Origin of the sequence: Streptomyces sp. SudanB25_2051 (assembly GCF_964272635.1) — a bacterium.
Lineage (GTDB): Bacteria > Actinomycetota > Actinomycetes > Streptomycetales > Streptomycetaceae > Streptomyces.
On record NZ_OZ186787.1, the window covers coordinates 2,683,303 to 2,708,902 of the forward strand.

21 protein-coding genes and 1 tRNA gene are annotated in these 25,600 nt (G+C 73.7%); 10 read left to right on the plus strand and 12 right to left on the minus strand.

Features of this window, described 5'->3' with window-relative positions; translation table 11 throughout:
- Positions 1-217 precede the first annotated feature (217 nt).
- Both ACSUPT_RS11840 and ACSUPT_RS11845 read right to left on the minus strand, forming a co-directional pair.
- Complete coding sequence (locus tag ACSUPT_RS11840) at positions 218-2,032, minus strand: RICIN domain-containing protein (protein WP_436944225.1); 1,815 nt, start codon at positions 2,030-2,032, stop codon at positions 218-220.
- A 224-nt stretch (positions 2,033-2,256) separates the two neighbouring features.
- Positions 2,257-3,276, minus strand: coding sequence for an asparaginase (locus tag ACSUPT_RS11845; RefSeq protein ID WP_436944226.1), 1,020 nt, complete (start codon positions 3,274-3,276; stop codon positions 2,257-2,259).
- A gap of 126 nt (positions 3,277-3,402) precedes the next feature.
- Between ACSUPT_RS11845 and ACSUPT_RS11850 the strand changes: the two genes are divergently transcribed.
- Positions 3,403-3,855: an Lrp/AsnC family transcriptional regulator gene (locus tag ACSUPT_RS11850; RefSeq protein WP_351964374.1), complete on the plus strand. Its 453-nt coding sequence runs from the start codon at positions 3,403-3,405 to the stop codon at positions 3,853-3,855.
- A 79-nt stretch (positions 3,856-3,934) separates the two neighbouring features.
- On the opposite strand, the gene ACSUPT_RS11855 is transcribed toward ACSUPT_RS11850, so the two are convergent.
- Positions 3,935-4,276 carry a hypothetical protein gene (locus tag ACSUPT_RS11855; RefSeq protein ID WP_436944227.1) on the minus strand — a complete coding sequence of 114 codons (342 nt, stop codon included), beginning with the start codon at positions 4,274-4,276 and terminating at the stop codon, positions 3,935-3,937.
- A 224-nt stretch (positions 4,277-4,500) separates the two neighbouring features.
- On the opposite strand from ACSUPT_RS11855, the gene ACSUPT_RS11860 reads away from it, so the two are divergent.
- Positions 4,501-6,300: an FG-GAP repeat domain-containing protein gene (locus ACSUPT_RS11860; protein ID WP_436944228.1), complete on the plus strand. Its 1,800-nt coding sequence runs from the start codon at positions 4,501-4,503 to the stop codon at positions 6,298-6,300.
- Positions 6,301-6,408: 108 nt separating this feature from the next.
- Here ACSUPT_RS11860 and ACSUPT_RS11865 read toward each other — a convergent pair whose 3' ends face one another.
- Positions 6,409-7,458 carry an aldo/keto reductase gene (locus ACSUPT_RS11865; protein ID WP_399218927.1) on the minus strand — a complete coding sequence of 350 codons (1,050 nt, stop codon included), beginning with the start codon at positions 7,456-7,458 and terminating at the stop codon, positions 6,409-6,411.
- Between the two features lie 109 nt (positions 7,459-7,567).
- Between ACSUPT_RS11865 and ACSUPT_RS11870 the strand changes: the two genes are divergently transcribed.
- Complete coding sequence (locus ACSUPT_RS11870; RefSeq protein WP_351964378.1) at positions 7,568-8,038, plus strand: MerR family transcriptional regulator; 471 nt, start codon at positions 7,568-7,570, stop codon at positions 8,036-8,038.
- Positions 8,039-8,159: 121 nt separating this feature from the next.
- Here the strand turns inward: ACSUPT_RS11870 and ACSUPT_RS11875 are convergent.
- From ACSUPT_RS11875 to galU, 7 genes are all read right to left on the minus strand, one after another.
- Positions 8,160-8,233: transfer RNA gene (locus tag ACSUPT_RS11875), tRNA-Ala, on the minus strand.
- 84 nt (positions 8,234-8,317) lie between these two features.
- Entirely contained in the window at positions 8,318-9,391 is a 1,074-nt protein-coding gene (gene sepX, locus ACSUPT_RS11880) for a divisome protein SepX/GlpR (protein WP_399218925.1), read from the minus strand.
- Between the two features lie 141 nt (positions 9,392-9,532).
- Positions 9,533-10,156 (minus strand): GNAT family N-acetyltransferase, encoded by a 624-nt coding sequence (locus tag ACSUPT_RS11885; RefSeq protein ID WP_351964380.1) that lies wholly within the window; start codon positions 10,154-10,156, stop codon positions 9,533-9,535.
- Entirely contained in the window at positions 10,153-10,641 is a 489-nt protein-coding gene (locus ACSUPT_RS11890) for a MogA/MoaB family molybdenum cofactor biosynthesis protein (protein WP_361655595.1), read from the minus strand. Before ACSUPT_RS11890 ends, ACSUPT_RS11885 begins: the two co-directional genes overlap by 4 nt.
- Positions 10,638-11,117 carry a cyclic pyranopterin monophosphate synthase MoaC gene (moaC, locus tag ACSUPT_RS11895; protein WP_351964382.1) on the minus strand — a complete coding sequence of 160 codons (480 nt, stop codon included), beginning with the start codon at positions 11,115-11,117 and terminating at the stop codon, positions 10,638-10,640. Before moaC ends, ACSUPT_RS11890 begins: the two co-directional genes overlap by 4 nt.
- Before the next feature lie 91 nt (positions 11,118-11,208).
- Entirely contained in the window at positions 11,209-12,534 is a 1,326-nt protein-coding gene (glp, locus tag ACSUPT_RS11900; protein WP_436944229.1) for a molybdotransferase-like divisome protein Glp, read from the minus strand.
- Positions 12,531-13,442, minus strand: coding sequence for a UTP--glucose-1-phosphate uridylyltransferase GalU (gene galU / locus ACSUPT_RS11905; RefSeq protein ID WP_436944230.1), 912 nt, complete (start codon positions 13,440-13,442; stop codon positions 12,531-12,533). The genes glp and galU overlap by 4 nt, the downstream gene beginning before the upstream one ends.
- Positions 13,443-13,663: 221 nt before the next feature.
- Between galU and ACSUPT_RS11910 the strand changes: the two genes are divergently transcribed.
- Positions 13,664-14,257, plus strand: coding sequence for a 5-formyltetrahydrofolate cyclo-ligase (locus ACSUPT_RS11910; RefSeq protein WP_436946204.1), 594 nt, complete (start codon positions 13,664-13,666; stop codon positions 14,255-14,257).
- Here the strand turns inward: ACSUPT_RS11910 and ACSUPT_RS11915 are convergent, their stop codons facing one another.
- Positions 14,258-17,059 carry a penicillin acylase family protein gene (locus ACSUPT_RS11915; protein ID WP_436944231.1) on the minus strand — a complete coding sequence of 934 codons (2,802 nt, stop codon included), beginning with the start codon at positions 17,057-17,059 and terminating at the stop codon, positions 14,258-14,260.
- A 659-nt stretch (positions 17,060-17,718) separates the two neighbouring features.
- Here ACSUPT_RS11915 and ACSUPT_RS11920 point away from each other — a divergent pair.
- From ACSUPT_RS11920 to ACSUPT_RS11945, 6 genes are all read left to right on the plus strand, one after another.
- Complete coding sequence (locus ACSUPT_RS11920) at positions 17,719-19,209, plus strand: potassium/proton antiporter (protein WP_351964569.1); 1,491 nt, start codon at positions 17,719-17,721, stop codon at positions 19,207-19,209.
- 426 nt (positions 19,210-19,635) lie between these two features.
- Positions 19,636-20,922: an MFS transporter gene (locus tag ACSUPT_RS11925; RefSeq protein ID WP_351964386.1), complete on the plus strand. Its 1,287-nt coding sequence runs from the start codon at positions 19,636-19,638 to the stop codon at positions 20,920-20,922.
- A gap of 68 nt (positions 20,923-20,990) precedes the next feature.
- Positions 20,991-21,305 (plus strand): FmdB family zinc ribbon protein, encoded by a 315-nt coding sequence (locus tag ACSUPT_RS11930; RefSeq protein WP_351964387.1) that lies wholly within the window; start codon positions 20,991-20,993, stop codon positions 21,303-21,305.
- 154 nt (positions 21,306-21,459) lie between these two features.
- Complete coding sequence (locus ACSUPT_RS11935; RefSeq protein ID WP_351964388.1) at positions 21,460-22,296, plus strand: S-methyl-5'-thioadenosine phosphorylase; 837 nt, start codon at positions 21,460-21,462, stop codon at positions 22,294-22,296.
- A 568-nt stretch (positions 22,297-22,864) separates the two neighbouring features.
- The gene (locus ACSUPT_RS11940) at positions 22,865-24,589 is read left to right on the plus strand and encodes an ATP-binding SpoIIE family protein phosphatase (RefSeq protein ID WP_436944232.1); all 1,725 of its coding nucleotides are present in this window, start codon (positions 22,865-22,867) and stop codon (positions 24,587-24,589) included.
- Positions 24,590-24,871: 282 nt separating this feature from the next.
- Positions 24,872-25,600 carry a hypothetical protein gene (locus ACSUPT_RS11945; protein ID WP_436944233.1) on the plus strand — a complete coding sequence of 243 codons (729 nt, stop codon included), beginning with the start codon at positions 24,872-24,874 and terminating at the stop codon, positions 25,598-25,600.

The following is a 25,600-nucleotide window of genomic DNA, read 5'->3' on the forward strand; positions in this document are numbered from 1 at the left end:
AAAAGTGATTGTTGTCCAGCAGCAAAGGAAGGTGCCGTATTTCCCCTGTATGAACCAGGGTGAAGCTTCGGCCAAGACCTTACCCATGGGACTCGTGGATATGCGAGTGGCATTTTATGTGATCTAGATCACATGCTACTCGCCGGTATCGCCGTCGAATTGCGCGCGATTGATCAACTCTTTCACCGATGTTTACCCGGCGCGTGTTTGAGCGCCTTTACCGGGCCGGGGTATCGGTGAGCCACCGCTCCAGGGGCCCGCCGTCGCGGAGCCGTACGACGACGGGTGTTCCGGCCGCCCGGCCGAGCGGGGCGAGGGCCAGCGCCGTGGCGCCGTGGCGCGGGGCGATCAGGCCCCGGACGGTGAGGTCGTACCGTACGGCCGCGCCGTCCGCCGCGCAGGCGACGAGGGCGACCGTCCCGTCGAGGCGGCCAGCGTCGGGGCACAACCGCGGTGCCGCCGCGTTGCGCAGGGCGCCGTCCGGGTCGTACGACCAGACCTGGGTGAGCGCGCGCGAACAGGGCGCGAGCGTGACCTCGGCGCCGGGCCGGGGTGCGCCGCCCCGCACGTCCAGGCACAGCCAGGCCGCCGCGGCGGGACGCAGCCGTGTCCGCAGGGCGCCCTCGGCCGGGGGCAGGGCCCCGGCACCCGCCGGCCCGGCACCCGCGGGCGGCGTGGCACCGGAACCGCCCGGCTGCGGCGCACCGGGTACGGAAGTTCCGCCATCCGCCGGCGCGCCGGGCCCCGCCGGCACGGAAGCCCCGGGCCCCGGCAGCCGGGAGGCCCCCGCATCACCTGGTACGGAGATCCCGGGCCCCGGCGCGCGCCGCCCGGACGGCTCCAGACCACCGGCCGGCCACAGCGCCGCCGCCAGCGCGGCGGTCACCACCACGGCCGCCAGCCCGGCGGCGGCCACGGCACCGGCGGGCCACCGCCCCCGGCCCACCCAGGCCCGGCCGCCACCGGCCCGCGCCCCGCCCACCCGCCGCATCCCCTCCCGCACCGCGCCCGGCCACCGCACCCCGGCCCGGCGCGCCCATGCGGCGAGCCGCCCGCCCATCGCGCGCGACCGGCGCACCGCCCTGCGCCCGCCGCCTCCCCCGCGCCACCCGCGCCCGCGCCCGCCGTCCGCACCGCCCCGCTGCCGGCGCCGCGCGGGGCGCGAGTCCACGTACCGGCCGGCGCCCTCGCCGAGCACCGCCTCCGCCAGCAGCAGCGGAAGCCGCGCGTCGAACCGGCGCAGCTGGTCGGCGGCGTGGCGGCAGTGCGCGCACCCGGCGAGGTGGCGCTGGATGTCCGGGATGAGCGGGCCCGTACGGCGCAGCGAGATGTCGAGGAGCCGCCCGTAGTGCCGGCACTCGTCGTCCGGGGCCAGTTCGTGGTGGGCGCTCACGCAGCGGGCGCGCAGCAGTTCCCGCGCCTCGCCCAGGCGTTCGGCGACGGCGCGCGGGTCGGTGCCGAGCAGCGCGGCGGGGATGGACAGGCCCTCGGCCTCGACCTCCCGGTGCCAGAGCAGCACCTGCGCGAAGGCGGGCAGGGACCGGAACGCCAGGGCGGTCAGCCGCCGGTCGTCGGCGGGTTCGGCGGGCCGCCGCACACCGGGGAGCAGCGCGGCGACCCGCTCGTCCCCGGCCCAGCGGCGCAGCACCCGCCCGGCCGCCGTCAGGAAGACGACCCGCAGCGCCCCGTCGTATCCGGCCCCGGCTCCCCCGCCGCCCCCGCCCGGCTCCGCGCCGCCTCCCGCCCCGCCTCCCGAAGGCGCGGTGTCCCTCCCGCCGGCCGGTATACGCGCGTCACGCAGCGCGTCGAGCGCCTCGGCGAACGCGGCGGCGGTGACGAGCGCGGCGCTCTGGCCGAAGGCGGAGGGCGGTGCGAAAAGGGACACGTAGTCGTGGACGGGCCGCCAGTGCCGGTGCATCAGCGCGGCGACGGGCAGCGGGTCGGCGCCGGGCGGGGTCGCCCCGGCGCGGAGCGCCGCGAGCAGCTGGGCGTCGGAGCCCGCGGGGACCGGCCCGTGTGGAGTGGGGCGCATGGGCGTCTTTTCCTCCAGGACAGGGGAGAGGAGAGGACACCAATTGGTGAACACCTGCGCGGGGGCCCCGTTTTACGGGGCCTGCCACGCGGTGCGGGCGACGGCCTGATGGGCTGCGAGGGGCCTCACCTTGGCACAACGGCCCTGCACGGAACAAGACTTCCAGAGGGGTTCTGCCAACACCCTTGCGATAAAGGCGCCTTGGCCCTGACGGGTACCGCCGGTTACACCTTCGCCAGGTCAGGCGCGGGTACGGCGTCCCCGAGGGCGTGCCGCAGCAGCCGTACGCGTTCGGCGGCGTCGGCCGGGCCGGGGGCGGCGAGGAGCGCGGCGAGTACGGCGATACGGGCCTGCCCGGCGCGCAGCGTCCCCGTCGGGACGGCGCCCGCGGCGACGAGGTCCACGGCGCCGCCGTGCGTGTAGATCTGCGCCACGGGCCCGGCGGGGACGCGGGTGGTGAGCGCGACGAGTACGCCGCGCGCGGTGGCCTCGGCGACGGCGGCGACGGTCTCGGGGGTGGCGTTGCCGGCGCCGGTGGCCACCAGGACGACGCCCCGGGCGCCCGCGTTCACGGCGGCGTTCAGCAGCAGCGGGTCGCCGTCGGTGTGGTGCATGACCATGTCGACGCGCGGCGGCGCCCCGTCCGGCGCGGCGGGCAGGGGAAGGGCGGCCGGCCGCTCGGGGCGGCGCGACACGGTGACCTTGCCGAACCCGATGGTGCCGAGCCGGTCGCCGGACGGGTCGGCGAAGGCGTCGGCGTCCAGGGTGTGGGTCTTCACCGTGCCGCGCGCGGCGTGGACCTTGCCGTCGAAGGCGATCAGCACGCCGAGGTCGCGGCAGCGGGCGGCGGTGAGCAGCGCGTCGTGGAGGTTGCGGGGCCCGTCGCCGTCCTCGGCGTCGAGGGGCAGCTGGGCGCCGGTGAACACGACGGGGCGCGGGTCGTCGTGGTGGAGGTCCACGAGGAACGCGGACTCCTCCAGCGTGTCGGTGCCGTGGGTGACGACGATCCCGTCGACGCCGGGGTCGGCCAGCACCTCGTGCACGGTGCGCAGCAGGGTCAGCTGGTGGGCGGTGGTGAGCCGGGGGCTGTTGACGCTGAAGAGGTCCACGACCTCGACGGTGACGCCCTCCGGCACGGCGGCGGTCGCCATGACCTCCCGCCCGTGCGCCTCCGCGGCGAACCCGGAGCCCTGCCAGCGGCTCGCTATCGTCCCGCCGGTGCTGATGACGACGACCCGTCCCACGCTGTCCGCCCTCTCCTCGACCTCACCCCGCCATACGTTCGAATGAGCAATGATAAAAGAATCCCCACGCAAGAAGATCGCGAAGTTGCCCGCGAAAGCGCCGATCCGTTGGTGGATAATTGCGCCATGGACGCGATCGACCGGGCTATCTTGCGTGAGCTCCAGGCGGACGGCCGGCTCAGCAACCAGGAGCTGGCCGCCCGCGTCGGCCTGACCCCCTCCCCCTGTATGCGCCGGGTGCGGCAGCTGGAGCAGGACGGGGTGATCCAGGGCTACCGCGCGGTGATCGACCCGGAGGCGGTGGACCGGGGCTTCGAGGTGCTGGTCTCGATCGAGGTGGAGCGGGACCGCGACGTGGTGGAGGCGTTCGAGGCGGCGCTCCAGGACATCCCGGACGTCATCGAGGCGTACCGCCTGTTCGGCAGCCCCGGTTGCCTGCTGCGGATCGCGGTGGCGGACCTGCGGGCGTACGAGCGGCTGTGGATCGAGAAGCTGACGGCCCTGACGGGGGTCAAGGAGGTCAACTCCCAGATCATCATGAAGCGCGTGAAGGAGCCGAAGGGCCTCCCGGTCGACTAGGACTTGCCTTTCGGATCTTCCCGGGGCCGCGGGCAAAGACACCGCGCCACGGAGTCGGGCCGATCCGAAAGACAGGCCCCTAGCGGCCGGCCCGCTCCCGGCTGCGCCGCGCCTCGCGCGCGAAGTGCCGTACGAAGGCGACGGCCGCCCACACGAGCAGCACGTTCACGACCGCGCCGCCCGCGTACTGCGGCAGGAAGTCGAGGGCGCCGGTGCTCCCGTCCGCCGTGTCCGCCTCCCCCGTCCCCAGGAGCGCGGGCAGCAGGTAGTAGCCGAGGAAGGCGACCAGCACGGCGCCGGGGAAGGCGGCGAGCGTCAGCGGGGCTCCCCACCCGTCGGGCGCCCCGGCGGCCCCGTACGCGACGGAGGCGAGCGCCACGAGACCGACATACACCCCCGCCGCACCGGCACGTCCACGCATGCGCACGGCCCCTCCCCCACCTGTCCGCCACGGACATTGAACACGTTCAAGTCCAAACCCTACCGGCTGGCGGGGAGCGACCGACGACGTATCAACAAATCTCTACGGGCCCGCTGAAGGCGGTTGTATGCTCCATCCGCCGCCGACACGCGCCCGACAGCGCCCGACCGGGCGCCGGCGCTGTGCCCGCGGCCTCTCATCACTCACCCCAGGGGGGGTCCCGCATGGCATTCCACCGCACGGGCCGCGCCCACGCGCGCGCCCGCAGACTCGCTTCGTGCACCGCTCTCGCCCTCGCCTCCGGCCTGCTGCTCACGGGCACGGCCGGCACGGCGACGGCAGCGGACACCCCGGCCCCGACACCGGACCGCTCGCTCACCGAGCGAGTCGCCCCGGCCGAGGAGCGGCCGCAGGGCCAGCTGCCGAGGAAGCGCAACCGCCTGTCGACGGACACCACGCAGAACACGACGGCGGGCGTGCCGAGCCGCCACGACTTCACCGGCGACGGCACGAGCGACCTGCTGTACCGCACGCTCGGCGGCACGTACTACCTCAAGCGCTACGAGGACCCGTCGAACGACACCGAGTTCGGCCTCTACGGCGACACGGAGGAGAAGTTCAAGGACGTCATCCCGGTCGGCGACCTCACCGCCAACGGCACGGCCGACGTCCTGACACTCTCCCAGTACGGCACCCTGTCGTTCCGCGAGACGTACGCGGGCGCCACCGGCACGTCCAGCCCGTACTGGTCCGGCACCGGCTGGCACATCTACAACAAGGTCCTGTCGATCGGCGACGTGACCGGCGACGGCAAGGTCGACGTGCTGGCGCGGACGCACTCCGGCGACCTGTACCTGTACCGCGGCACGGGCGTCCCGAGCGCCCCGCTCCAGGCCCGCACCAAGGTCGGCACGGGCTGGCACATCTACGACCAGCTGGTCGGCGCGAACGACGCGAACGGCGACGGCAAGGGCGACCTGTACGCCCGCACCCCCAATGGCGACCTGTTCTTCTACGCGGGCTCGGGCAACGCCGCCGCGCCGCTGAAGGCGCGCGTCAAGGTCGGAACCGGCTGGCACATCTACAACCAGCTGTCCATCTCCGACGACAGCTCCACCAACCCCGCCGACGACGGCCGTCCCGAACTGCTCGCCCGCACCACGGGCGGCGCGATGTACTACTACGAGACGGACGCCGCCACGGGCCGCCCCACCACCCGCGTCCTGTGGTCCGACGGCAGCTGGAACACCGCCGACCACCTCATCAACTTCGGCGGCAACCCGCAGACCGGCAAGTCCGAGATCCTCGGCCTCGACCGCAACGGCACGCTGTGGGCGTACTACTCCCGCAACAACGGCACGCTCACCGCGCGGGACCAGTGGAGCGACGTCGGCGGCTGGGCGGGCGCCCGCGTGCACTTCCCCAGCTCCCTGGACAACGACGGCCACGCCGACCTCCTGGAGGTCTACGAGGGCTACCTGTACAACTACGACCGGTTCTCCGACGGCCCGTACCCGCTGGGCCGCGGGTGGGGCGCGTTCAACGTCCTGACCGGCGCGGGCGACCTGACGGGCGACGGCAAGGGCGACCTGCTGGCCCGCACCTCGGGCGGCACGCTGTACCTGTACCGCGGTGACGGCCAGGGCTACGGCTTCCCCGGCCGGACGAGCGTCGGCTCCGGGTGGGGCGTGTACAACTCCCTGGTCGGCGCGGGCGACATCACCGGCGACGGCCGCGCGGACCTGCTGGCCCGCACGTCGGGCGGCACGCTGTACCTGTACGCGGGCACGGGCAACGCCGGCGCCCCGTTCAAGGCACGGGTGAAGGTCGGCACGGGCTGGCAGACGTACTCCAGGCTGGTCGCCCCCGGTGACATCACCGGCGACGGCCGCGCGGACCTCCTGGCGGTCACGTCGGGCGGCACGCTCTACCGCTACATCACCACCCACACGGGCACGGCGAACCCCTTCACGACCCGCACCAACATGGGCACGGGCTGGAACACGTACACCCAGCTCCACTGACCCACCACCCCGCGGGAGCCCCGCCGACCCCCAGTCGGCGGGGCTCCCGCTTTCCCCGGGGCCGCCGAACCGCGCCAGTCGGTGGCGGGGCACCGCCGAGCGCCGGGGTCAGGCCGCGGCGCGTTCGGCGAGGGGGCGGCGCCGCAGGGCGGTCTCGGTGAGCGAGCGCGGCGGGATGAACGCGACGGGGTCGTACAGGTTCGTCCCGGGCGGCACGATCTCGTCGATCCGGTCGAGGGTCGCGTCGTCCAGGGTGAGCGCGGCGCCTTCGAGCAGGTCTTCCAGCTGCCGCTGGGTCCGCGGTCCGATGATGGCCGAGGTGACGGCCGGGTGGGCCACGGTGAACGCCACGGCCAGCTGGGGGAGCGTGCAGCCGATGCCTTCGGCGAGTTCGAGGAGCTGTTCCACGGCGTCGTACTTGGCGGCGTTCGCGGCGCTCGCCGGGTCGAAGTTCCCCGGCCGGAAAGCGGCCCGGCCGCCCGACAGGTCGGCGGGCCGGCCCTTGCGGTGCTTGCCGGTGAGGAACCCGAAGCCGAGGGGGCTCCAGACCAGGACGCCCATGCCGTAGCGCTCGCAGACGGGAAGGAGCGCGGTCTCGATGCCGCGGGCCAGGATCGAGTAGGGCGGCTGGTCGGTGCGGAAGCGTCCCAGGCCGCGGCGCTCGGAGACGTGGTGCGCCTCGACGATCTCGTCGGGCTGGTAGTTCGAGCAGCCGAAGGCGCGGATCTTCCCCTGGCGCACAAGGTCGTCGAGGACGGAGAGGGTCTCCTCGATGTCGGTGGTGTGGTCGGGGAAGTGGATCTGGTACAGGTCGATCCAGTCGGTGTCGAGGCGGCGGAGGCTGTCCTCGACCGCCTTGAGGATCCAGCGCCGGGAGTTGCCGCCGCGGTTGGGCCCCTCCCCCATCGGGAAGTGGACCTTGGTGGCCAGTACGACGTCGTCACGGCGGCCGCGCAGCGCCTTCCCCACGATCTCCTCGGACTCGCCCTGCCCGTACATGTCGGCGGTGTCGATGAAGTTGACGCCCCCGTCGAGGGCGGTGTGGACGATGCGGGCGCAGTCGTCGTGGTCGGAGTTGAACGCCTTCTGGAACATCATGGTGCCGAGGCAGTGGACGCTGACCTCGATGCCGGTCCTGCCGAGGGTGCGGTAGCGCATGGTGGGGCTCCCTTACTGGCCATCACGCGGGGCGACAGGGGCGTCGGCCGCACGAGGCACCCTAGGAACTAGAGCCCTCTCTAGATCAACCCCCGTTACGCTGAGCCGCATGGTCGAGGTCCCCGAGAACCTGAGCATCGGTCAGGTCGCCGAACGCACCGGTCTGAGCGTCCACGCGCTGCGCTTCTACGAGCAGGAGGGCCTCTTCCCCAACGGCGTGCGGCGCGGGCCTGGTGGGCGCCGCGTCTACCGCCAGGAGGACGTGGACTGGCTGACCGTCTGCATCGTCCTGCGCGCCTCCGGCATGCCCCTGACGGCGCTTCGCCGGTACACCGAACTGGTCAGGGAAGGCGCCGGCACCGCCCGGGAGCGGCTGGCGCTGATGCGGGAGCACGAGGAGCGGGTCACCGCCCGGATCGGCAGGCTCACCGAGTCCCTGGACCTGATCAGGTACAAGGTGGGGGTGTACGAGGACCTCCTCGACCAGGGCGAGGCCGCCGTCCGGCAATGCCACGGCCCGTCCGCCTCACCCGCCGCCGCCCCCACGCCGGAACCACACCGCGAAGCGGCGATCGACTAGCCGGCACAGCAAAGCCCCGCACCACGGCACCGCGCACACCGCCGCGAGCGCTGCCGCGTCCCCGGCGCGCGGACAAGACAAAGCCCCCACCCGGAGAACCCGGCGGGGGCTTTGATGTGCGTGGACCTGAGGGGATTTGAACCCCTGACCCCCTCGATGCGAACGAGGTGCGCTACCAGTCTGCGCCACAGGCCCTTGCGACGTGTGAAACATTAGCATCCCGATCGCCCTGCTCGGAAATCCGATCCCCGGAGGGCGGGCGAGAGGTGGGTCACGTCGTCATTCGTTGGCCGCGCGGGGGCGGTCGTCGTCGGCGTACTGGTCGAACAGCGGGGTCCGCCCGTGGTCGCGGGGGCGGCGCGGGGCGTGGGGCGAGGGGTTGGGGTTCTTGCGGGTCGGCGGGGGCGGGGTGGGCTCCGCCGGGGAGGAGCGGGCGGCGCTCCAGGTCTCCGGGTCGGTGACGTCGACGCCGCCCGTGGCGCGCGGGGCGACGGGGGCGGTGACGTAGGTCGGCAGCGGTACCGGTACGGGGTCCCAGCTGTCGCCGCGGGCGGGTCCCCGGTCGCGCTGCTGGTCGACCCACTCGGCGTGGTCGGTCTGCTCGACCAGCGCGCGGCGGTCCGCCTCCGCCGGGGAGACGGGCGGGGCCGACGGCTCCGGGTGGGCGGCGGGCTCCTCGTCGTGGAGGGGGGCCTGCGGGCGCCCGCGGCGGGGGCGGTTCTCGCGGAGGCGCTGCGCCGCGGCCTCCGCGCGGCGCCTGTCCATCACGTACACGAAGCGGCGCCGCTCCTGGCGGCGCAGGTACACGATGTACGCGCTGAGCAGGACCGCCGGGACGCCCGGTGCCCACAGGAAGGCGAGGCCGCCGACCGCGGCGACGATCGCGCCGACCGTGAACGCGAGGAACAGCAGGACCGTCGTACGGCGGCGGCGCGCCAGGACGCGGGTGCGGCGGGCGCGCTCGGCGGCCGCGCGGGAGACCGCGGGGTGCCGGCCTCCCGGGGTGCCGGGCGCCTCCGGGGGCGCGGGGCGGGCGTCGGGGAGCTCCAGGCGGGCTTCCGTGTGGGCCGGGGGCGCGGCGAAGGCCCGGACGTCGACCGAGTCGATCTGCTCGGTCTCGGCGTCCGGGTCCACGTCGGGCACCCGCCAGTCCTCTTCGGCGCCGCGGGCGCGCAGCTCCTTGGCGTACCGGCGTTCCATCCCCGCCCTTCCCGACAGGAGCCGGATGGCGGTGCTGAAGCGTTCGGTCGGGCGGGCTTCGTTCAGCTCGTCCTGCCTGCGGAGCCACATCGGCACCAGATAGGCGGCCCAGGCTCCGACGATGACTGCGTAGATGAGGCCGCTGCTGCTCACATCCCACACGGTAGAGGGGTTCGCCTGAGGGCATCGGCCAATTGGGCCGGTGTGTCGCACGATCTGGCTGATATCACTGACATTTTTTGTGATTGGTCAGATCGTTTCCGTCCGCGAAAGCGCTTAATTCGAACACATGAATTATTTTGGCTGGCGTTCCCGCCGCGACCTGTGCCAGCGCCGCAGCAGCCCGTCCGGGACCTCCTCCGCCGTCAGCGCGAAGACGAGGTGGTCGCGCCAGGCGCCGTCGATATGCAGGTAGCGCGGACGCAGCCCCTCCTCCCGGAATCCCAATTTCTCCACGACGCGGCGGCTGGGGCCGTTCTCCGGGCGAATGCACACCTCGATCCGGTGCAGCCCGACCGCCCGGAAGCAGTGGTCGACGGCGAGGGCGACCGCCGTCGGCATGACGCCCCGGCCGGCCACCTCCTGGTCCACCCAGTAGCCGACGTGCCCCGAGCACATCGAGCCCCAGGTGATCCCGGCGACGGTGAGCTGGCCGACGAGCCGGCCCTGGTACTCGATGACGAACGGCAGCATCCGCCCCGCGTTCGCCTCGGCGCGCAGGTGGCGGACCATCTGCCGGTACGTGGGCCGCTGCAGCGGGGGCGCGCCGGGCGCGGGCGGCGGGACGGTCGCCTCCCAGGGGCGCAGCCAGTCGCGGTTGCGTCCGTTCACCTCCCGCCACGCCCGGTGGTCGCGGGCCTTTATCGGGCGGAGCACCACGTCGCCGTCCGCGAGGACGACGGGCCAGGCGGGGTTCATGACGCCGGTCTCGGGTGGTCGCCGCCGCGCAGCTGGTCCACGGCGTGGACGAGGAGCGGCTCCAGGACGGCGAGGCCGTCGCGTACGCCGCCGGTGGAACCGGGCAGGTTCACGATCAGGGTGCGGCCCGCGACACCCGCGAGGCCCCGCGAGAGGGCCGCCGTGGGGACCTTGCCCCGGCCGTGGGCGCGGATGGCCTCCGGGATGCCGGGCACCTCGTGGTCGAGGACCCGGCGGGTGGCCTCGGGGGTGGCGTCGGTGGGCGAGATGCCGGTGCCGCCGGTCGTGAGGATCACGTCGTACCCGGCGCGCACCCCGTCCCGCAGCGCCGCCTCGACGGGGTCGCCGTCGGGGACGACCCGCGGGCCGTCGACCGCGAAGCCCAGCGCGGCGAGGCCCTCGGCGAGGATGGGGCCGCCCTTGTCCTCGTACACGCCGGCGGCGGCGCGGTTGGACGCGGTGACGACGAGGGCGCGGTACGTCACGGCCGGCTCCAGTCCCCGGACTTGCCGCCCGTCTTCTCCTCCACCCGCACATCGGTGATGACGGCGGCCTTGTCGACGGCCTTCACCATGTCGACGACGGTCAGCGCGGCCACGGACACCGCCGTGAGGGCCTCCATCTCGACGCCGGTGCGGTCCGTGGTCTTCACGGTGGCGGTGATCTCCACGGCGTCGTCGGCGACCGCCAGGTCGACCTTCACGCCGGACACGGCGAGCGGATGGCACAGCGGGATCAGGTCCGGGGTGCGCTTGGCGCCCATGATCCCGGCGATACGGGCCGTGGCCAGCGCGTCGCCCTTGGGCACGCCTTCGCCGCGCAGCAGCTCCACGACGCGCGGCGACACGAGGACCCGGCCGCTGGCGCGCGCCGTGCGGGTGGTGACGTCCTTCGCGGAGACGTCCACCATGCGGGCCGCCCCCGCCTCGTCGATGTGGGTCAGGCTGCCTTGCGTACTCAACTCTCTCCGCCTCGCGTCCTGGCGCCGGTCGTCTTGTCCGGCACGGCGGCAGACACCGTACCGCCACGTCCGCCCCGCAGGGCCCGCCGGTTCAGCCGATGAGCACCACCTCCAGCGCGTCGCCGGGCTCCACGCGCGTGGTGTCCTCCGGTACGACGATGAGCGCGTCGGCCCGGGCGAGGGCGGCGACCAGGTGCGACCCGGCACCACCCACAGGAGTGACGGTACCCGCCTGGGCGTCGTACGTCCCGCGCAGGAACTGCCGCTTCCCGGCGGGCGACGACAGCGGCGCGTCGGCGGACAGGGCGGCACGCGCGCGCGGGCGGTGGAGGTCCGGCAGGCCCATGAGGGCGCGGATCGCGGGGCGGACGAACAGCTCGAAGGAGACGTACGAGGAGACCGGGTTGCCCGGCAGGGCGAGCAGCGGGATGTGCTCGGGGCCCACGGAGCCGAAGCCCTGGGGCTTGCCGGGCTGCATGGCGAGCCTGCGGAACTCCACGCCGCCGCCGGGCTGGTCGGCGTCGGACGCGCCCGACAGGGCCTCCTTGACCACGTCGTACGCGCCGACGCTGACGCCGCCTGTGGTGACCAGCAGGTCGGCGCGGACCAGCTGGTCCTCGATGGTGGCGCGCAGCGTGTCCGCGTCGTCCGTGACGGCGCCGACCCGGTAGGCGATGGCCCCGGCGTCGCGGGCGGCGGCGGCCAGGGCGAAGCTGTTGGAGTCGTAGATCTGGCCGGGTCCCAGCTCGGCGCCCGGCTGGACGAGCTCGCTGCCCGTGGACAGGACGACCACGCGCGGGCGGGGCCTGACCTTGACCGTGCCGCGGCCGATGGCGGCGAGCAGGCCGATCTGCGGCGGGCCGAGCACGGTGCCCGCCGCGAGGGCGAGCGCGCCCGCGGGCACGTCGCTGCCGCGCGCGCGGACATGGGCGCGGGCCTCGGCGGGGCGGTGGACGCGGACCTCGCCGCCCGCGCCCTCGGGCGCCGCGCCGGCCGGGAGCATCGCCGTGGCGGCGCCGCCGCCCGTGCCGCCGTCGGTCCACTCGACGGGGACGACCGCCTCGGCGCCGGGCGGCAGGGGCGCGCCGGTCATGATCCGGGCCGCCTGCCCAGGGCCGACCTCGGGCAGGCCGTCGCTGCCGGCCGCGACGTCCCCGATGACGGTGAGCACGGCGGGGAACTCCTGGCTCGCCCCGGCGACGTCGGCGACGCGGACCGCGTAGCCGTCCATGGAGCTGTTGTCGAAGGGCGGCAGGGCGACGGGCACCGTGACGTCCTCGACCAGGACGCAGCCCTGGGCGTCGGGCAGCTGAAGCTCGATGGGGTCCAGCGGGTGGACGGCCGCGAGGATGTCCTCGAGGTGCTCGTCCACCGTCCAGACGGTGTTCTCCCGGTCCTCCGGGCTCACTGAACTCACGGCGCCTGCATCTCCTCGGTGACGTAACGGCGGAGCCAGAATCGGAACTCCGGTCCCAGATCTTCACGTTCGCACGCGAGTCTGACAATCGCCCGCAGATAGTCGCCGCGGTCGCCGGTGTCGTAGCGGCGGCCCTTGAAGACGACGCCGTGGACGGGACCGCCGACGGACTCGTCGACGGCGAGCTTGTGGAGGGCGTCGGTCAGCTGGATCTCGCCGCCCCGGCCCGGCTCGGTCTCGCGCAGTATCCCGAAGATCGCCGGGTTGAGGACGTACCGGCCGATGATGGCGTAGTTGCTGGGCGCGTCGGCGCGGTCGGGCTTCTCGACGAGGTCGGTGACCCGGACGACGTCGGGCTCGACGGTGGGCTCCACGGCGGCGCAGCCGTACAGGTGGATCTGCGCCGGGTCGACCTCCATGAGCGCGACGACGCTGCCGCCCTGGGTCTCCTGGACCTCCACCATCCGCGACAGCAGCGGGTCGCGCGGGTCGATCAGGTCGTCGCCCAGCAGCACCGCGAACGGCTGGTCGCCGACGTGCGGGGCGGCGCACAGGACGGCGTGGCCCAGGCCCCGCGGGTCGCCCTGGCGCACGTAGTGCATGGTCGCCAGGTCGTTGGAGGCCCTGATCCGGTCCAGCCGCTCGTGGTCGCCCTTCCGGTCGAGGGCCTCCTCCAGCTCGTAGTTCCGGTCGAAGTGGTCCTCCAGGGGCCGCTTGTTCCGCCCGGTGATCATCAGCACGTCGTGCAGCCCGGCACCCACCGCCTCCTCCACCACGTACTGGATGGCGGGTTTGTCGACGACGGGCAGCATCTCCTTGGGAGTGGCCTTCGTGGCAGGCAGGAACCGGGTGCCGAGTCCCGCGGCGGGGATGACAGCCTTGCTGATCCCGGGGTGCGACTGAGTCATGGCCAGCACCATATCCGGTCGGTATGGGAGGAAGATGAGCCTTCGGTTAACTTCCTCCGCATATAGGCGAGTACGAGAGGTGGGCGAGTGTCGTGGCGGAGGAACCGGAGCACACCCGCGGGGAGCGGGACGCGGAAGGCGGGACCCGCGCGCGTGTGCGGGGGGAGGGCGGAAGCCCGGCGCACGCGCGCGTGGAGCGGGATCCGGAGGGCGGGCGGCGGGTGCCGGACAAGGCGGGGCTGCGGACCCAACTGCTGGCCGCCAGGACCCTGCTGACCACCGAGGACGTCCAGCGGGCCGCGGACGCCCTCGCCGCCGCCGCGCTGGAGCTGCCCGAGCTGGCCGGGGCGCGCACGGTCGCCGCGTACGTCTCCGTGGGGCGCGAGCCCGGCACGCGCGCGCTGATCGACGCGCTGCACACGCGGGGCGTACGGGTGCTGCTGCCGGTCCTGATGGCCGACAACGACCTCGACTGGGCGCTCTACGCGGGCGTGGAGGGCCTCGCGAAGGCGCGTCTGGGCCTGCTGGAGCCCGCGGGGCCCCGCCTCGGCCCGGAAGCCGTCACGGAGGCGGACGCGGTCCTGCTGCCGGGCCTCGCGGTGGACGGGCGGGGCATGCGGCTCGGCCGGGGCGGCGGCTCGTACGACCGCGTACTGGCCCGCCTCGCGCGCGCGGGGGCCGACCCGGCTCTCGTGGTGCTCCTCTACGCGCACGAGGTGGTCGCCCGGGTCCCGGAGGAACCGCACGACCACCCCGTGCACGCGGTGGTGACCCCGGACGGCGTGCGGCGCTTCGCCGCGCCCCGTCCGGTCTGATCAGGGCTTCAGGACCAGGTGGTCGGCCTTCGCCGCGTCGACCGCCTTGTCGCTGAACGGCCAGTACAGCAGTTCGCCCTTGGCCCACAGGTCGGTCTGGTCCGTGTAGTGCGGGTGGTAGGCGTGGCCGGAGGCGCCGGTCAGGTTGATCCACCGGGACTTGTCCCAGTCGCCGACGTTGACGACCATCCGCATCGACGGCACCCAGACGACGCCGTAGCCGCCCGCCGCGTTCCAGCCGGTGGCGTTGACCGCGGCCTCGCCGCCCGACAGGTTCCACGGGCCCCGGTTGAGGAGGAACTTCACCACGTCCGGGCCGCCCGTGCCGAGCGTCTGGTTGCGCAGGTTGAGCTGGTGCAGACGGCCCCAGCTCCACGTGGAGACGTCCTTGCCGAGCTGCGCGGTCAGCTCCCAGCGGGCGTCCTTCATGGCGCGGGCCAGCAGCTGGTCGCGGGTCTGCGTCGCGTCGTCCAGACGGTTCGCCGGCGTGTGCCACCAGCGGTTGTCCTCGTCGTTCAGGAGCGGGCGGACCACCTCGTACCAGCGGTCGCCGCCGTCGGGCTGCGCCTTGTCCGCGTCACGCTGGCCGCACTCGCGCACGAGCCGGCCGCGCTGGTCGTCCGGGACGTTCGGGTCGACGTTCGGGACGTTGAGGCACTCGCCCTTGACCCGCAGCTCCTTGGGGAGCTTGTCGCCGAACGCGAGCTTCAGGACGTTGCGCCAGACCGCGTTGAAGTACGCGGCGGCGGCGGAGTCGGCCTCCTGCGTGTAGTCCCAGCCCTCCAGCAGCTTCTGCGCCTCGCGGACGTACGGGTCGGACACGTCGACCCTCAGCAGGAGCGGCGTCAGCAGCTTGGCGATCTCGCTGCTGTTGTCCATCTGCATGGTGCGCATGTCGTCGGTCGAGATCTTGCCGCCGTCCTTGATCTTCGACTCGATCAGGTCGTTGATGCGCTGGCTGCGGGAGCCGTAGCCCCAGTCGGCGGTGAGGTGGTGCGGGTACGAGGCGTCGACCACCGCCTGGTTCGCGGTGACGATGTAGCCGCGCTCCGGGTCCTCCTCGTAGGGCAGCTCGTCGAAGGGGACGAACTCGTCCTTCCAGTCGTACTTCGGGTCCCAGCCGGGCGCGGGCAGGGTGCCGTCGTGGCCCTTGGCGCGGACGGGGATCCGGCCGGGGGCCTGGTAGCCGATGTGGCCCTTGGCGCCCTTGGCGTCGGCGTACACGAGGTTCTGCGAGGGCACCTCGAAGTCGCGGGCGGCGGCGCGGAACTCCTTGAAGTCGCGGGCGCGGTTCAGCTTGAACACCGCGTCCATCGACTTGCCCGGCATGAGGGCGGTCCAGCGCAGCGAGACCGCGTAGCCGTCGCCGCGGTCCGGCGCGGAGTTGGTGACGGGCGCCTTCTGGCCGACCTTCTCCAGCTCATTGCTGCGGTCGGAGATCAGCGGGCCGTTGTTCGTGGTGCGGACGGTGATGGTGCGGCTTCCGCCGCCGGCGATCTTGATGACCTCGTCGCGGGTCTCGAACGGCACCTCCTTGGTGCCGCGCAGGTAGCCGCGGTCGGTGACCTTCTGCAGGTACAGGTCGGTGACGTCGGCGCCGAGGTTGGTGAAGCCCCAGGCGATGTCCTGGTTGTGGCCGATTATGACGCCCGGCATCCCGGCGAAGGTGTAGCCCGAGACGTCGTAGCGGCACTTGTCGGAGACGGCACGGCAGTGCAGGCCCATCTGGTACCAGACGGACGGCAGCTGCGGGGCGAGGTGCGGGTCGTTGGCGAGCAGCGGCTTGCCGGTCGTCGTGTGCTCGCCGGAGACCACCCAGGAGTTGGAGCCGATGCCGTCGCCGTTGGGGCCCAGGAGGGCGGGGACGGAGTCCAGCGCCTCGGAGAGGGCCGCCATCTGCGCCTGGACGCCGTTCAGGGCGCCCTGGCCGGTTCCGGTGCCCGTGCCGCCTCCCGAGCCCGTACCGGCGCCCTGGGAGCCGTCCTGGAGGCCGTCGCCGAGGCCGGCGTCCCCGCCCGTGCCGTCGCCGTTCCCGCCGTCGCCGTTCTCGCCGTCGCCGCCGGAGGCCTTGAAGCCCTCGACGATGGGGCGGTGCTCCTTGTACGGGTACGCCGGGTACAGGTCCTTGATCTGCCCCGCGTCGAGCCGGCTCGTCATCAGCGAGCGGTCGATCTCGTCCTGCATGTTGCCGCGCAGGTCCCAGGCCATCGCCTTCAGCCAGGCGATCGAGTCGACCGGCGTCCACGGCTCGATCGTGTAGTCGTGGGAGAACGCCAGCGCCGCGTACTCGACGGAGACGTCGCGCGGCGCCTTGTCCTTGAGGTAGGCGTTGACGCCGTCCGCGTACGCCTGGAGGTTCTTCTTGGTCTCGTCCGAGAGGACCTTGTCGTACTCCTCCTGCGCCACCCGGTGCCAGCCGAGGGTGCGGAGGAACGCGTCCGTGTCGACCATGTCCTTGCCGAGCATCTCGGAGAGGCGGCCGGCGGTCATGTGGCGGCGGACGTCCATCTCCCAGAAGCGGTCCTGCGCCTGGACGTAGCCCTGGGCGCGGAACAGGTCCGCGTCCGTCGAGGCGTAGATCTGCGGGACGCCGTAGCCGTCGCGCTTGACGTCGACCGGTCCGGACAGGCCGGCGAGCTGGAGCGTGCCGGTCGTCTGCGGGAAGGGCGCCCGCACGGTGCTGACGCTCCAGTAGGCGCCGTACCCGACGCCCGCGACGAGCGCCAGCACCAGGGCGATCACGAGCAAGCGGGCACGTCGCCCCTTCTTCTTGGGGGAAGAGTCGGTGGTGTTGGCGGGCATCGCTGTCCTTCGAGGCGCAGGCTTGGTCCAGGAGTGCTGGGAGCAACCATAGGCGCAGCGGTCGGGCGGCCCGGACGCGGTGTCAGTAAGGGGACGCTCCACGGGCGGCGGCTCCCGCGTAAGGGAAACGTTAAAGATTAGGTAAGGTAACGAAGTACCGGCTGTCGCGCCCGGCACACTCTGCCGGACATACCCGGCATATCCCTGCCTCCGGCGCGCGATCGGCGCCTGAGGGGCACCGCCCGGTCGCCCTGCGGGGCGCCGCGGGAGGCCCTTTGGGGCATCGCGGGACACCGCGGGACGCTCTTTCGGGCATCGCGGAATGCCGTGCGGGGCGTCGCGGGACGCGTGCGGGGCGTCGCGGGCCGGCGGGAACGCCCGTCCGCGCGCGCGGAGCCGGACCGCAGGAGCGGGCCCCGCCGGGGCCCACCCCGCGCCGAGCGGGGCGCACGACCGGTGCGCGCGGCGCCGCAGCGGTGCGCGGACGCGCCGCGCGGCGGTCGGGACGCGGGGCGCGAGTCCCGCACAGCGGGTTGTACGACCCGGGCGCGCAAGCGCCGCACAGCGGGTCGGGCGAGCGGGGCGCGGGAGCGCCGCGCGGCAGAGGCCCGGAACAACTGAAGAGGTCTGCCCACGTATCTCCCGGGAAGGTTCGGCCCCTGACTGTCCACCAGCTCAACGAACTGCTGCTCATCGGCTCGCTCGTGCTGCTCGTCGCCGTCGTCGCGGTGCGCCTGTCCTCGCGCAGCGGCCTTCCCAGCTTGCTGCTGTACCTCGGTATCGGTGTCGCCATGGGCCAGGACGGCATCGGCAACATCACCTTCGACAACGCCGAACTCACCCAGGTCATCGGATACGGCGCGCTCGTCGTGATCCTCGCCGAGGGCGGTCTGGGCACGAAGTGGAAGGAGATCAGGCCCGCGCTGCCCGCCGCGTCCGTCCTCGCGACCGCGGGCGTCGCGGTGAGCGTGGGCATCACGGCCGCCGCCGCGCACTACCTGATCGGCCTGGAGTGGCGGCAGGCGCTGCTGATCGGCGCCGTCGTCTCCTCCACGGACGCCGCCGCGGTCTTCTCCGTACTGCGGAAGGTGCCGCTGCCGTCGCGGGTGACCGGCACGCTGGAGGCCGAGTCGGGGTTCAACGACGCGCCCGTGGTGATCCTGGTCGTGGCGTTCTCGACGACCGGTCCCGTGGACAGCTGGTACGTCCTGGTCGCCACCATCGCGCTGGAGCTGGCCATCGGCGCGGCCATCGGCCTGGCGGTCGGCTTCTGCGGCGCGTACGGGCTGAAGCGGGTCGCCCTGCCGGCGTCCGGCCTGTACCCGATCGCCGTCATGGCCATCGCGGTCACCGCGTACGCGGCGGGCGCCCTCGCGCACGGCAGCGGCTTCCTCGCGGTGTACCTGGCCTCCATGGTGCTCGGCAACGCCAGGCTGCCGCACCAGCCCGCGAACCGGGGCTTCGCCGAGGGGCTCGGCTGGATCGCCCAGATCGGCATGTTCGTCCTGCTGGGCCTGCTGGTGACGCCGCACGAACTGCTGCGGGACTTCTGGCCCGCGGTGGCGATCGGTCTCGTCCTGACCGCTGTGGCGCGTCCCGTCTCCGTGCTGCTGAGCCTGACGCCGTTCCGCGTGCCGTGGCAGGAGCAGGCGCTGATGTCGTGGGCGGGGCTGCGCGGCGCGGTGCCGATCATCCTCGCCACGATCCCGATGGTCTCGGGCATCGAGGGCAGCAGGAAGGTGTTCAACATCGTCTTCGTGCTGGTCGTCGTCTACACCCTGGTGCAGGGGCCGACGCTGCCGTGGCTGGCGAAGGCGCTGCGGCTGGGCGACGGGGCCGGGGCGACCGACCTGGGCGTCGAGTCCGCGCCCCTGGAGCGGCTGCGCGGCCATCTGCTGTCGCTGTCGATCCCGGACGGTTCGCTGATGCACGGCGTGGAGGTCGCCGAACTGCGGCTGCCGTCCGGCGCGGCGGTCACCCTCGTCGTACGGGACGGCAAGAGCTTCGTGCCGTCGCCCACGACGGTGCTGCGGCGCGGCGACGAACTGCTGGTCGTCGCGACGGACCCCGTGCGGGACGCGGCGGAGCGGCGCCTGCGGGCCGTCGGCAAGGGCGGCAAGCTCGCGGGCTGGCTGGGCACGGGCGGCTGAGCCGCCTGACGGCGGTGCGGAGGGGCGGGGCGGGCTGGTCGGGCGCGGGACGGCGGTCCGATGCGGGGCCGGTCGGGTGCGCGGTCCGGACCGGGGTGGTCCGGACCGGTGCGGCACGGCCGGTCCGGGGGCGCGGCTGCTGCGGTGCGCGGGCCCAGGGCCGGCCCCGGTGCCGTACGGGCGTGGTTTCACAGGCGCCGAAGTGGCGCGTAGCACATTTCACAGGGACCACACGGTGCGCTCCCTGTACCATGAAGGCACACTGATCGAACCAACTCTGCCTGATGCAGGGCTGGCGCGACCGTATGGCGGCCGAGCCCCCTTCCGCGGGGCTCCGGTATCTACCGCGCTTCCGCGCAAGAGGACAGCCCTCGGCGGCTCCCGGCACACCGGTGAGCGCTACCAGGCGGCAGAAAGGCACGGGCCGTGGCATCCACGGTCACCTCCGACGCTGTGAAGCGTCCCGGATACGGGCAGCTGCTGCGCACTCCCGGCGCGTGGACGTTCCTGCTGCCCGGATTCGCGGCGCGGCAGCCGTTCGCGATGCTCACCATCGGCATCGTCCTGCTGGTTCAGCACACCACGGGCTCGTACGGCAGCGCCGGCGCCGTCGCGGCGGTCACCGGCGTCTCCATGGCGCTGTTCGCCCCGCAGAGCGGCAAGCTCGCCGACCGCTTCGGACAGCGTGCCGTCCTCGTTCCGGGCGTCCTCGTGCACGCCGCCTCCGTCTCGCTGCTGACGGCCCTCGCGCTGGCCGGCGCCCCGCTGTGGGCGCTGTTCGCCGCGGCCGTGCCGAGCGGCGCGTCCGTCCCTCAGGTCGGCCCCATGGTGCGGGCCCGCTGGGCGGCGCGCCTCGACGGTTCGCCGCTCATGTCGACGGCGGCGGCGTTCGAGTCCGTGACGGACGAGTTCACCTTCGTCGTGGGCCCCGTCCTCGCCACGGCGCTGTGCACCGGCGTGCACCCGGCCGCCGGTCTGATCGCCGAGGCGTCCCTGACCCTGTTCGGCGGTCTGCTGTTCGCCGCGCAGAAGCGCACCCAGCCCGCCCACGGGCTGCACTCCGGCGCCGGCGCGCGGCCCCGCACGTCGGCGCTGTCCGTGCCCGGCGTACGCGTCCTGGTGGTGGCGTTCCTCGGGATCGGCTCCGTCTTCGGCGGCATGCAGGTCTCGCTGACCGCGTTCACCGAGGAGATCGGCAACCCCGGCGTGAACGGCCTGCTGTACGGCCTCTTCGCCGCGGGCAACATGCTGGCCGGCGTCGCCGTCGGCGCGATCGCCTGGAAGTCCGGGCCCCGCCGCCGTCTGCTCGTCGGGTACGCGGCCCTCACCGCGGCCGCCTCGCTGCTGTGGACCGCCCAGTCGGTGCTGCTGCTCGGCGCGCTCGGCCTGCTGGTCGGCCTGTGCATCGCGCCCGCGCTGATCACCGGCTACACGCTGGTCGAGTCGCTGGTGCCGGCCTCCGCCCGCACGGAGGCGTTCACCTGGCTCACCGGCGCCGTCGCGCTGGGCCAGGCCGCCGCCGTCACGGTCGCCGGGCGCCTCGCGGACGCCTTCGGCTCGGCTGCCGGGTTCCTGGTGCCGCTGGGCGGCACGGCCCTGGCGCTGGTCACTCTCGTGGCCCTGCGGTCCCGTCTGTCGGCGCCCGCCGAGGCGGCCGGGAGCCGCGCCGTCGCGCGTGGCATCGGTCACCGCGTGCCGGTGGCGGTGGACTGACGCGACGGAATGCGTCACTATTGTTCGTCGTTAGCACTCATCGAGTGAGAGTGCCAGGAGGAAGACAAGTGCCGACGTACCAGTACCAGTGCACCGAGTGCGGCGAGGGCCTCGAGGCGGTGCAGAAGTTCACCGATGACGCCCTGACCGAGTGCCCGAGCTGCAAGGGACGCCTGAAGAAGGTGTTCTCGGCGGTCGGTATCGTCTTCAAGGGCTCCGGCTTCTACCGCAACGACAGCCGCGGAGCCTCTTCCAGCAGCTCCCCCGCGTCGTCGAAGTCCGCCGCGTCGTCCTCCTCGTCCTCTTCGTCTTCCTCGTCATCGGACGCGAAGCCGGCGGCGTCGAGCACGGGCGGCGGCAGCGCCACCGGCTCCGCCGCCTGAGCCACCCCGTAGCACGCCTTCCAGGGCCCCGCCGTTCCCACGGCGGGGCCTTCGGCGTGCCCGGGGCCTTCGGCGTGCCCGGGGCACTCGGCCGAGGGCGTGCGGGGCCAGGGGGGCTTCTGGGGGTTTCTGAGACGCGTCTAGGGTGTGCCGCATGGCGACGCATGCAGAGATCGGCGTGATCGGCGGTTCGGGTTTCTACTCGTTCCTGGAGGACGTGACCGAGGTCGAGGTCACCACCCCGTACGGCAGCCCCAGCGACTCCCTGTTCGTCGGGGAGGTGGCCGGGCGCCGGGTCGCCTTCCTGCCCCGGCACGGGCGCGGCCACCGGCTGCCGCCGCACCGGATCAACTACCGGGCCAACCTGTGGGCGCTGCGCTCGGTCGGCGTCCGCCAGGTCCTGGGCCCGTGCGCCGTGGGCGGGCTGCGCGCCGAATACGGCCCCGGCACCCTGCTCGTACCGGACCAGCTGGTGGACCGCACGAAGGCGCGGGTGCAGACGTTCTTCGACGGGGAGCCGCTGCCGGACGGCACGGTGCCCAACGTCGTCCACACCACCTTCGCCGACCCGTACTGCCCCGACGGGCGGCAGGTCGCGCTGAAGGCCGCCCGCGCCCGGGGCTGGGACGCCGTGGACGGCGGCACCATGGTCGTCGTCGAGGGCCCGCGCTTCTCCACGCGCGCGGAGTCCCGCTGGCACGCCGCGATGGGCTGGTCCGTCGTCGGCATGACCGGCCACCCCGAGGCGGTCCTCGCCCGTGAGCTGGGCCTCTGCTACACGTCGATGGCCCTGGTCACGGACCTGGACGCGGGCGCCGAGACGGGCGAGGGCGTGTCCCACACGGAGGTGCTGAAGGTGTTCGGCGAGAACGTCGAGCGGCTGCGTGCCGTGCTCTTCGACGCGGTCGCCGCACTGCCCGCGACCGACAGCAGGTCGTGCCTGTGCACCCACGCCCACGACGGGTGGGACCTGGGCATCGAACTGCCGTAACGCGATCCGCCGCCGGGCGGCCCTACCGGTGGCGCCGATCCGCTGCCGGGTGTCCCTACCTGTGGCGCCGATCCGCTGCCGGGTGTCCCTACCTGTGGCGCCGGTCCGCCGGTGCGGAGTCCGCCGGGCCTGTGCGTATACGCCGGTCTGCCGATGCGGGGTCCCTCTGCCTGCGCGTATGCGCCGGTCCGGCCGACACGTGGTCGGGGGCCTGCGCCGATCCGCCGGGGCGTGGCCGGGGGTCTGCGCCGGTGCGCCGGCGCTCCCGCACACGTCCGTGAGCCGTGCCCGCCGCGGGGTCCGGACGGTGGCGGCGCACGGCAAGGACCGCACAACCGGTAGCGGGCTTCCGCTGTGGGCGGGTAGCGTCCGCGACCTGCCGGTGGATCTCCCGAACGCCTGCCGGGCCGGCCGCGCGAGCGCTCCCGGCGGGCGGGCCCGCTCCCCGCACGGCACGGCCGGAAGGCTGTGAGACGCGCACGAGAGCAGAATCGGAGTGTCACCGCGGAGCTGACCCACAACGGAGGTGCACTGCATGGCCCCCCTCGCTCGGACCCGCGTGGCCGGCATGTCAGGGCTCGAGCGGCTCGGTGAAACGTTCCGGCGTGCCGTGCACACGGTCACGACGCTGGCCGACGCGCGCCGCCTGGCATGGCTGAACGAGGCGGACTCCCGGATCGGGACCACCCTCGACCTCCAGCGCACCGCCCAGGAACTGGCCGACTTCATGGTGCCCACCCTCGCCGACGGGGCCGCCGTCGACCTGCTGGAATCGGTGCTGCGCGGCGGCGGGGCGAGCCGGCCGACCGGGTCCAAGGTCCCGCTCGCCCGCGCGATGGCGGTGTCCGCGATCGACCGGCTCGCCCATCTCGAACCCGACCCGGTCGGTGAGCTGTCCACCCTCCATCCGGCACCGAAGCTGCCCCACCGGTGCCTGGTGACCGGCCGCGCCCACCTGGTGCGGCACATCGCCCCGGACCAGTACGAGAGCATCGCCCCGACCCCGCACGCGGCCCGGCTCCTGAAGGAGGCGGGCGTCCACAGCTACATGGTCGTGCCGCTCATCTCGCGCGGCGTGCTGATCGGCATCGCCGACTTCATCCGCTGCGCCGGCCGCCCCGCCTTCACGCCCGCCGACATGGCGCTGGCGGGCCAGCTGGCGTCGAAGGCCGCCGTGCTGCTCGACAACGCCCGGCTCTACGGCCGGGAGCGCGAGACGGTCGTCACGCTGCAGCGCGCGCTGCTGCCGAAGGCCGCCCCGCCCACCCTGGGGCTGGAGGTCGCGTCGAGCTACCGCCCCGCCGTCGACCCCAGCGGAGTGGGAGGCGACTGGTTCGACATCGTGCCCCTCCCGGGCGGCCGGACCGCCCTGGTGGTCGGCGACGTGATGGCGCACGGCCTGGAGGCCGCCGCCACCATGGGCCGGCTGCGCTCGGTCGCCCGGACCCTGCTGAACCTGGACGTCTCACCCGAACGGGTGCTGGCCCGCCTGGACCTCGCGGCCCGCGACCTGGAGGAGGACCAGGTCGCCACCTGCCTGTGCGTCCTGTACGACCCGGCCCTCGGGACGTACCGCGTGGCCAGCGCCGGGCATCTGCCGCCGCTGCTGATCGACCCGGCGGGGAACGCCGAATTCGTGGACGTGGCCGTGGGCGCTCCCCTGGGCGCCGGGGTCATCCCGTACGACCCGGTGACCGTGGAGGCGCCGCCCGGCAGCCGGATCATGATGTGCACGGACGGCCTGATCAAGAACCGCACCACCGATGCCGGCGTGTGGCTGGACACCCTGCGCGTCGCCGCCTCGGGTCCGCAGCCGCCGTTCTCCGACGCGTTCGACGCGATCTGGACGCGGACGGCCGACGGGGAAGGGCGGCGGTTCGACGACGCGATCATGCTCGCGGCGGAGCCGCAGGCCCTGGCGGACGGGATGATGCGCGAGTGGGCGCTGCCCGCCGACGGCACCGCCGCGAGGACCGCGCGCAGGCTGGTGCGGACCCAGCTCGAGGAGTGGGAGCTCGCCGACCTGACCGACATCATGGAGCTGGTCGTCAGCGAGCTCGTCGGCAACGCCCTGCGGTACGGGGGCGGGCCGGGCAGTCTGCGGCTCCTGCGCCACAGCAGGCTGTGCGTGGAGGTGTCGGACAACGGGCCCGACCTGCCGCAGATCCAGCACGCCGAGCTCAGCGCGGAGGGCGGGCGCGGCCTGCAACTGATCAACACGCTGTGCCGCCGCTGGGGATCCTGCCGGACACCCGGCGGGAAGGTGGTGTGGGCGGAGCAGGACCTGCCGTGAGCGGGGCTGCTCACTCCCCCGTGTGACGGGGTTTTCCACAGGGCGCAGCGCTGTCCACAGGGCCGGGCGGAGTGGGCGGAAAAGCGCGATGGTGAGGTGCGTCGGCACCCGGCCGGCGACGGTCCTCACGACAGGCGGTGAGCCATGGCGTCCCGTGCGCATGCCCAGATGCCCTCCTCCCTCTCTCCTTCCCCTTCCGCTTCGCCTTCGTCCGGTCCGTCGCGGGCGCCCTTGCCGTCGGCCCCGCCGGGCCGTTCCGCGTCCGGACCTCCGGCGTCGTACGTGCCGGAGACAAGCGCGGTGCCGCAGTTCGCGCCGTTACGGGTACGGGACGGGCGGTTCCGGTTACGGCGTACGGCGTGGAACCGGCGGCGCGCCGCCGCGGCCGGGCTGGCGATGACGGCCGCGGCGCTGGCCGCCTCCGGTCTGCGCGAGGCGGGGTCCGGCGCGGGCCCGGAGGCGCGGCGGGTGGTGGATCCGGTCGCCGTGCGGGCGGCTCCGCCCGGCTCGGCCGCGACCCCGGTGGGCGCTCCCCGTCCGGGACGGCGGGCGTCGCCCGACGTGGTCGCCGTGCCGGTGCGCATCGCGGACGGGGCGACCGTACGGCTGCTGCGGCCCGGTGACCGGGTGGACGTGATCGCCGTCCCGTTCGCCCCGGCCGGGACGGCGGCGGATGACGGCGGGCCCGCCGCGCGGGTGGTGGCGACGGGGGCCAGGGTGAGGGCCGTACCCGGCGCGGGTCAGCGACCGGGCGGGGCTTCGGGAGCAGCCGAGGGCTCCGCGCGCCCCTGGGACGCCTCGACCGACGGCGTGGGGTCCGTACCGGCCGGGGAAGGGGACGGATCCGTACCGGCGATGGGAGGGGAGGGCAATCCTCCGGATCCTCTGGACGCGTGGGGCGACGCGGGGCAGAGTGGCGGTGCGCTGCTGGTGCTGGCCGTGCCGCGTACGGCCGCCGCGGGCCTCGTCGCCGCGGCCGCCACCTCGCGGCTGGCGGTGGTCCTGTGCTGA

Bases quoted from the DNA above. Each gene is read 5' to 3' on its own strand.
- ACSUPT_RS11840 (WP_436944225.1), bottom strand. From the start codon at position 2,032: ATGCGCCCCACTCCACACGGGCCGGTCCCCGCGGGCTCCGACGCCCAG.
- ACSUPT_RS11850 (WP_351964374.1), top strand. From the start codon at position 3,403: ATGGACGCGATCGACCGGGCTATCTTGCGTGAGCTCCAGGCGGACGGC.
- ACSUPT_RS11855 (WP_436944227.1), bottom strand. From the start codon at position 4,276: ATGCGTGGACGTGCCGGTGCGGCGGGGGTGTATGTCGGTCTCGTGGCG.
- ACSUPT_RS11860 (WP_436944228.1), top strand. From the start codon at position 4,501: ATGGCATTCCACCGCACGGGCCGCGCCCACGCGCGCGCCCGCAGACTC.
- ACSUPT_RS11865 (WP_399218927.1), bottom strand. From the start codon at position 7,458: ATGCGCTACCGCACCCTCGGCAGGACCGGCATCGAGGTCAGCGTCCAC.
- ACSUPT_RS11870 (WP_351964378.1), top strand. From the start codon at position 7,568: ATGGTCGAGGTCCCCGAGAACCTGAGCATCGGTCAGGTCGCCGAACGC.
- ACSUPT_RS11885 (WP_351964380.1), bottom strand. From the start codon at position 10,156: ATGAACCCCGCCTGGCCCGTCGTCCTCGCGGACGGCGACGTGGTGCTC.
- galU (WP_436944230.1), bottom strand. From the start codon at position 13,442: ATGACTCAGTCGCACCCCGGGATCAGCAAGGCTGTCATCCCCGCCGCG.
- ACSUPT_RS11915 (WP_436944231.1), bottom strand. From the start codon at position 17,059: ATGCCCGCCAACACCACCGACTCTTCCCCCAAGAAGAAGGGGCGACGT.
- ACSUPT_RS11935 (WP_351964388.1), top strand. From the start codon at position 21,460: ATGGCGACGCATGCAGAGATCGGCGTGATCGGCGGTTCGGGTTTCTAC.
- ACSUPT_RS11940 (WP_436944232.1), top strand. From the start codon at position 22,865: ATGTCAGGGCTCGAGCGGCTCGGTGAAACGTTCCGGCGTGCCGTGCAC.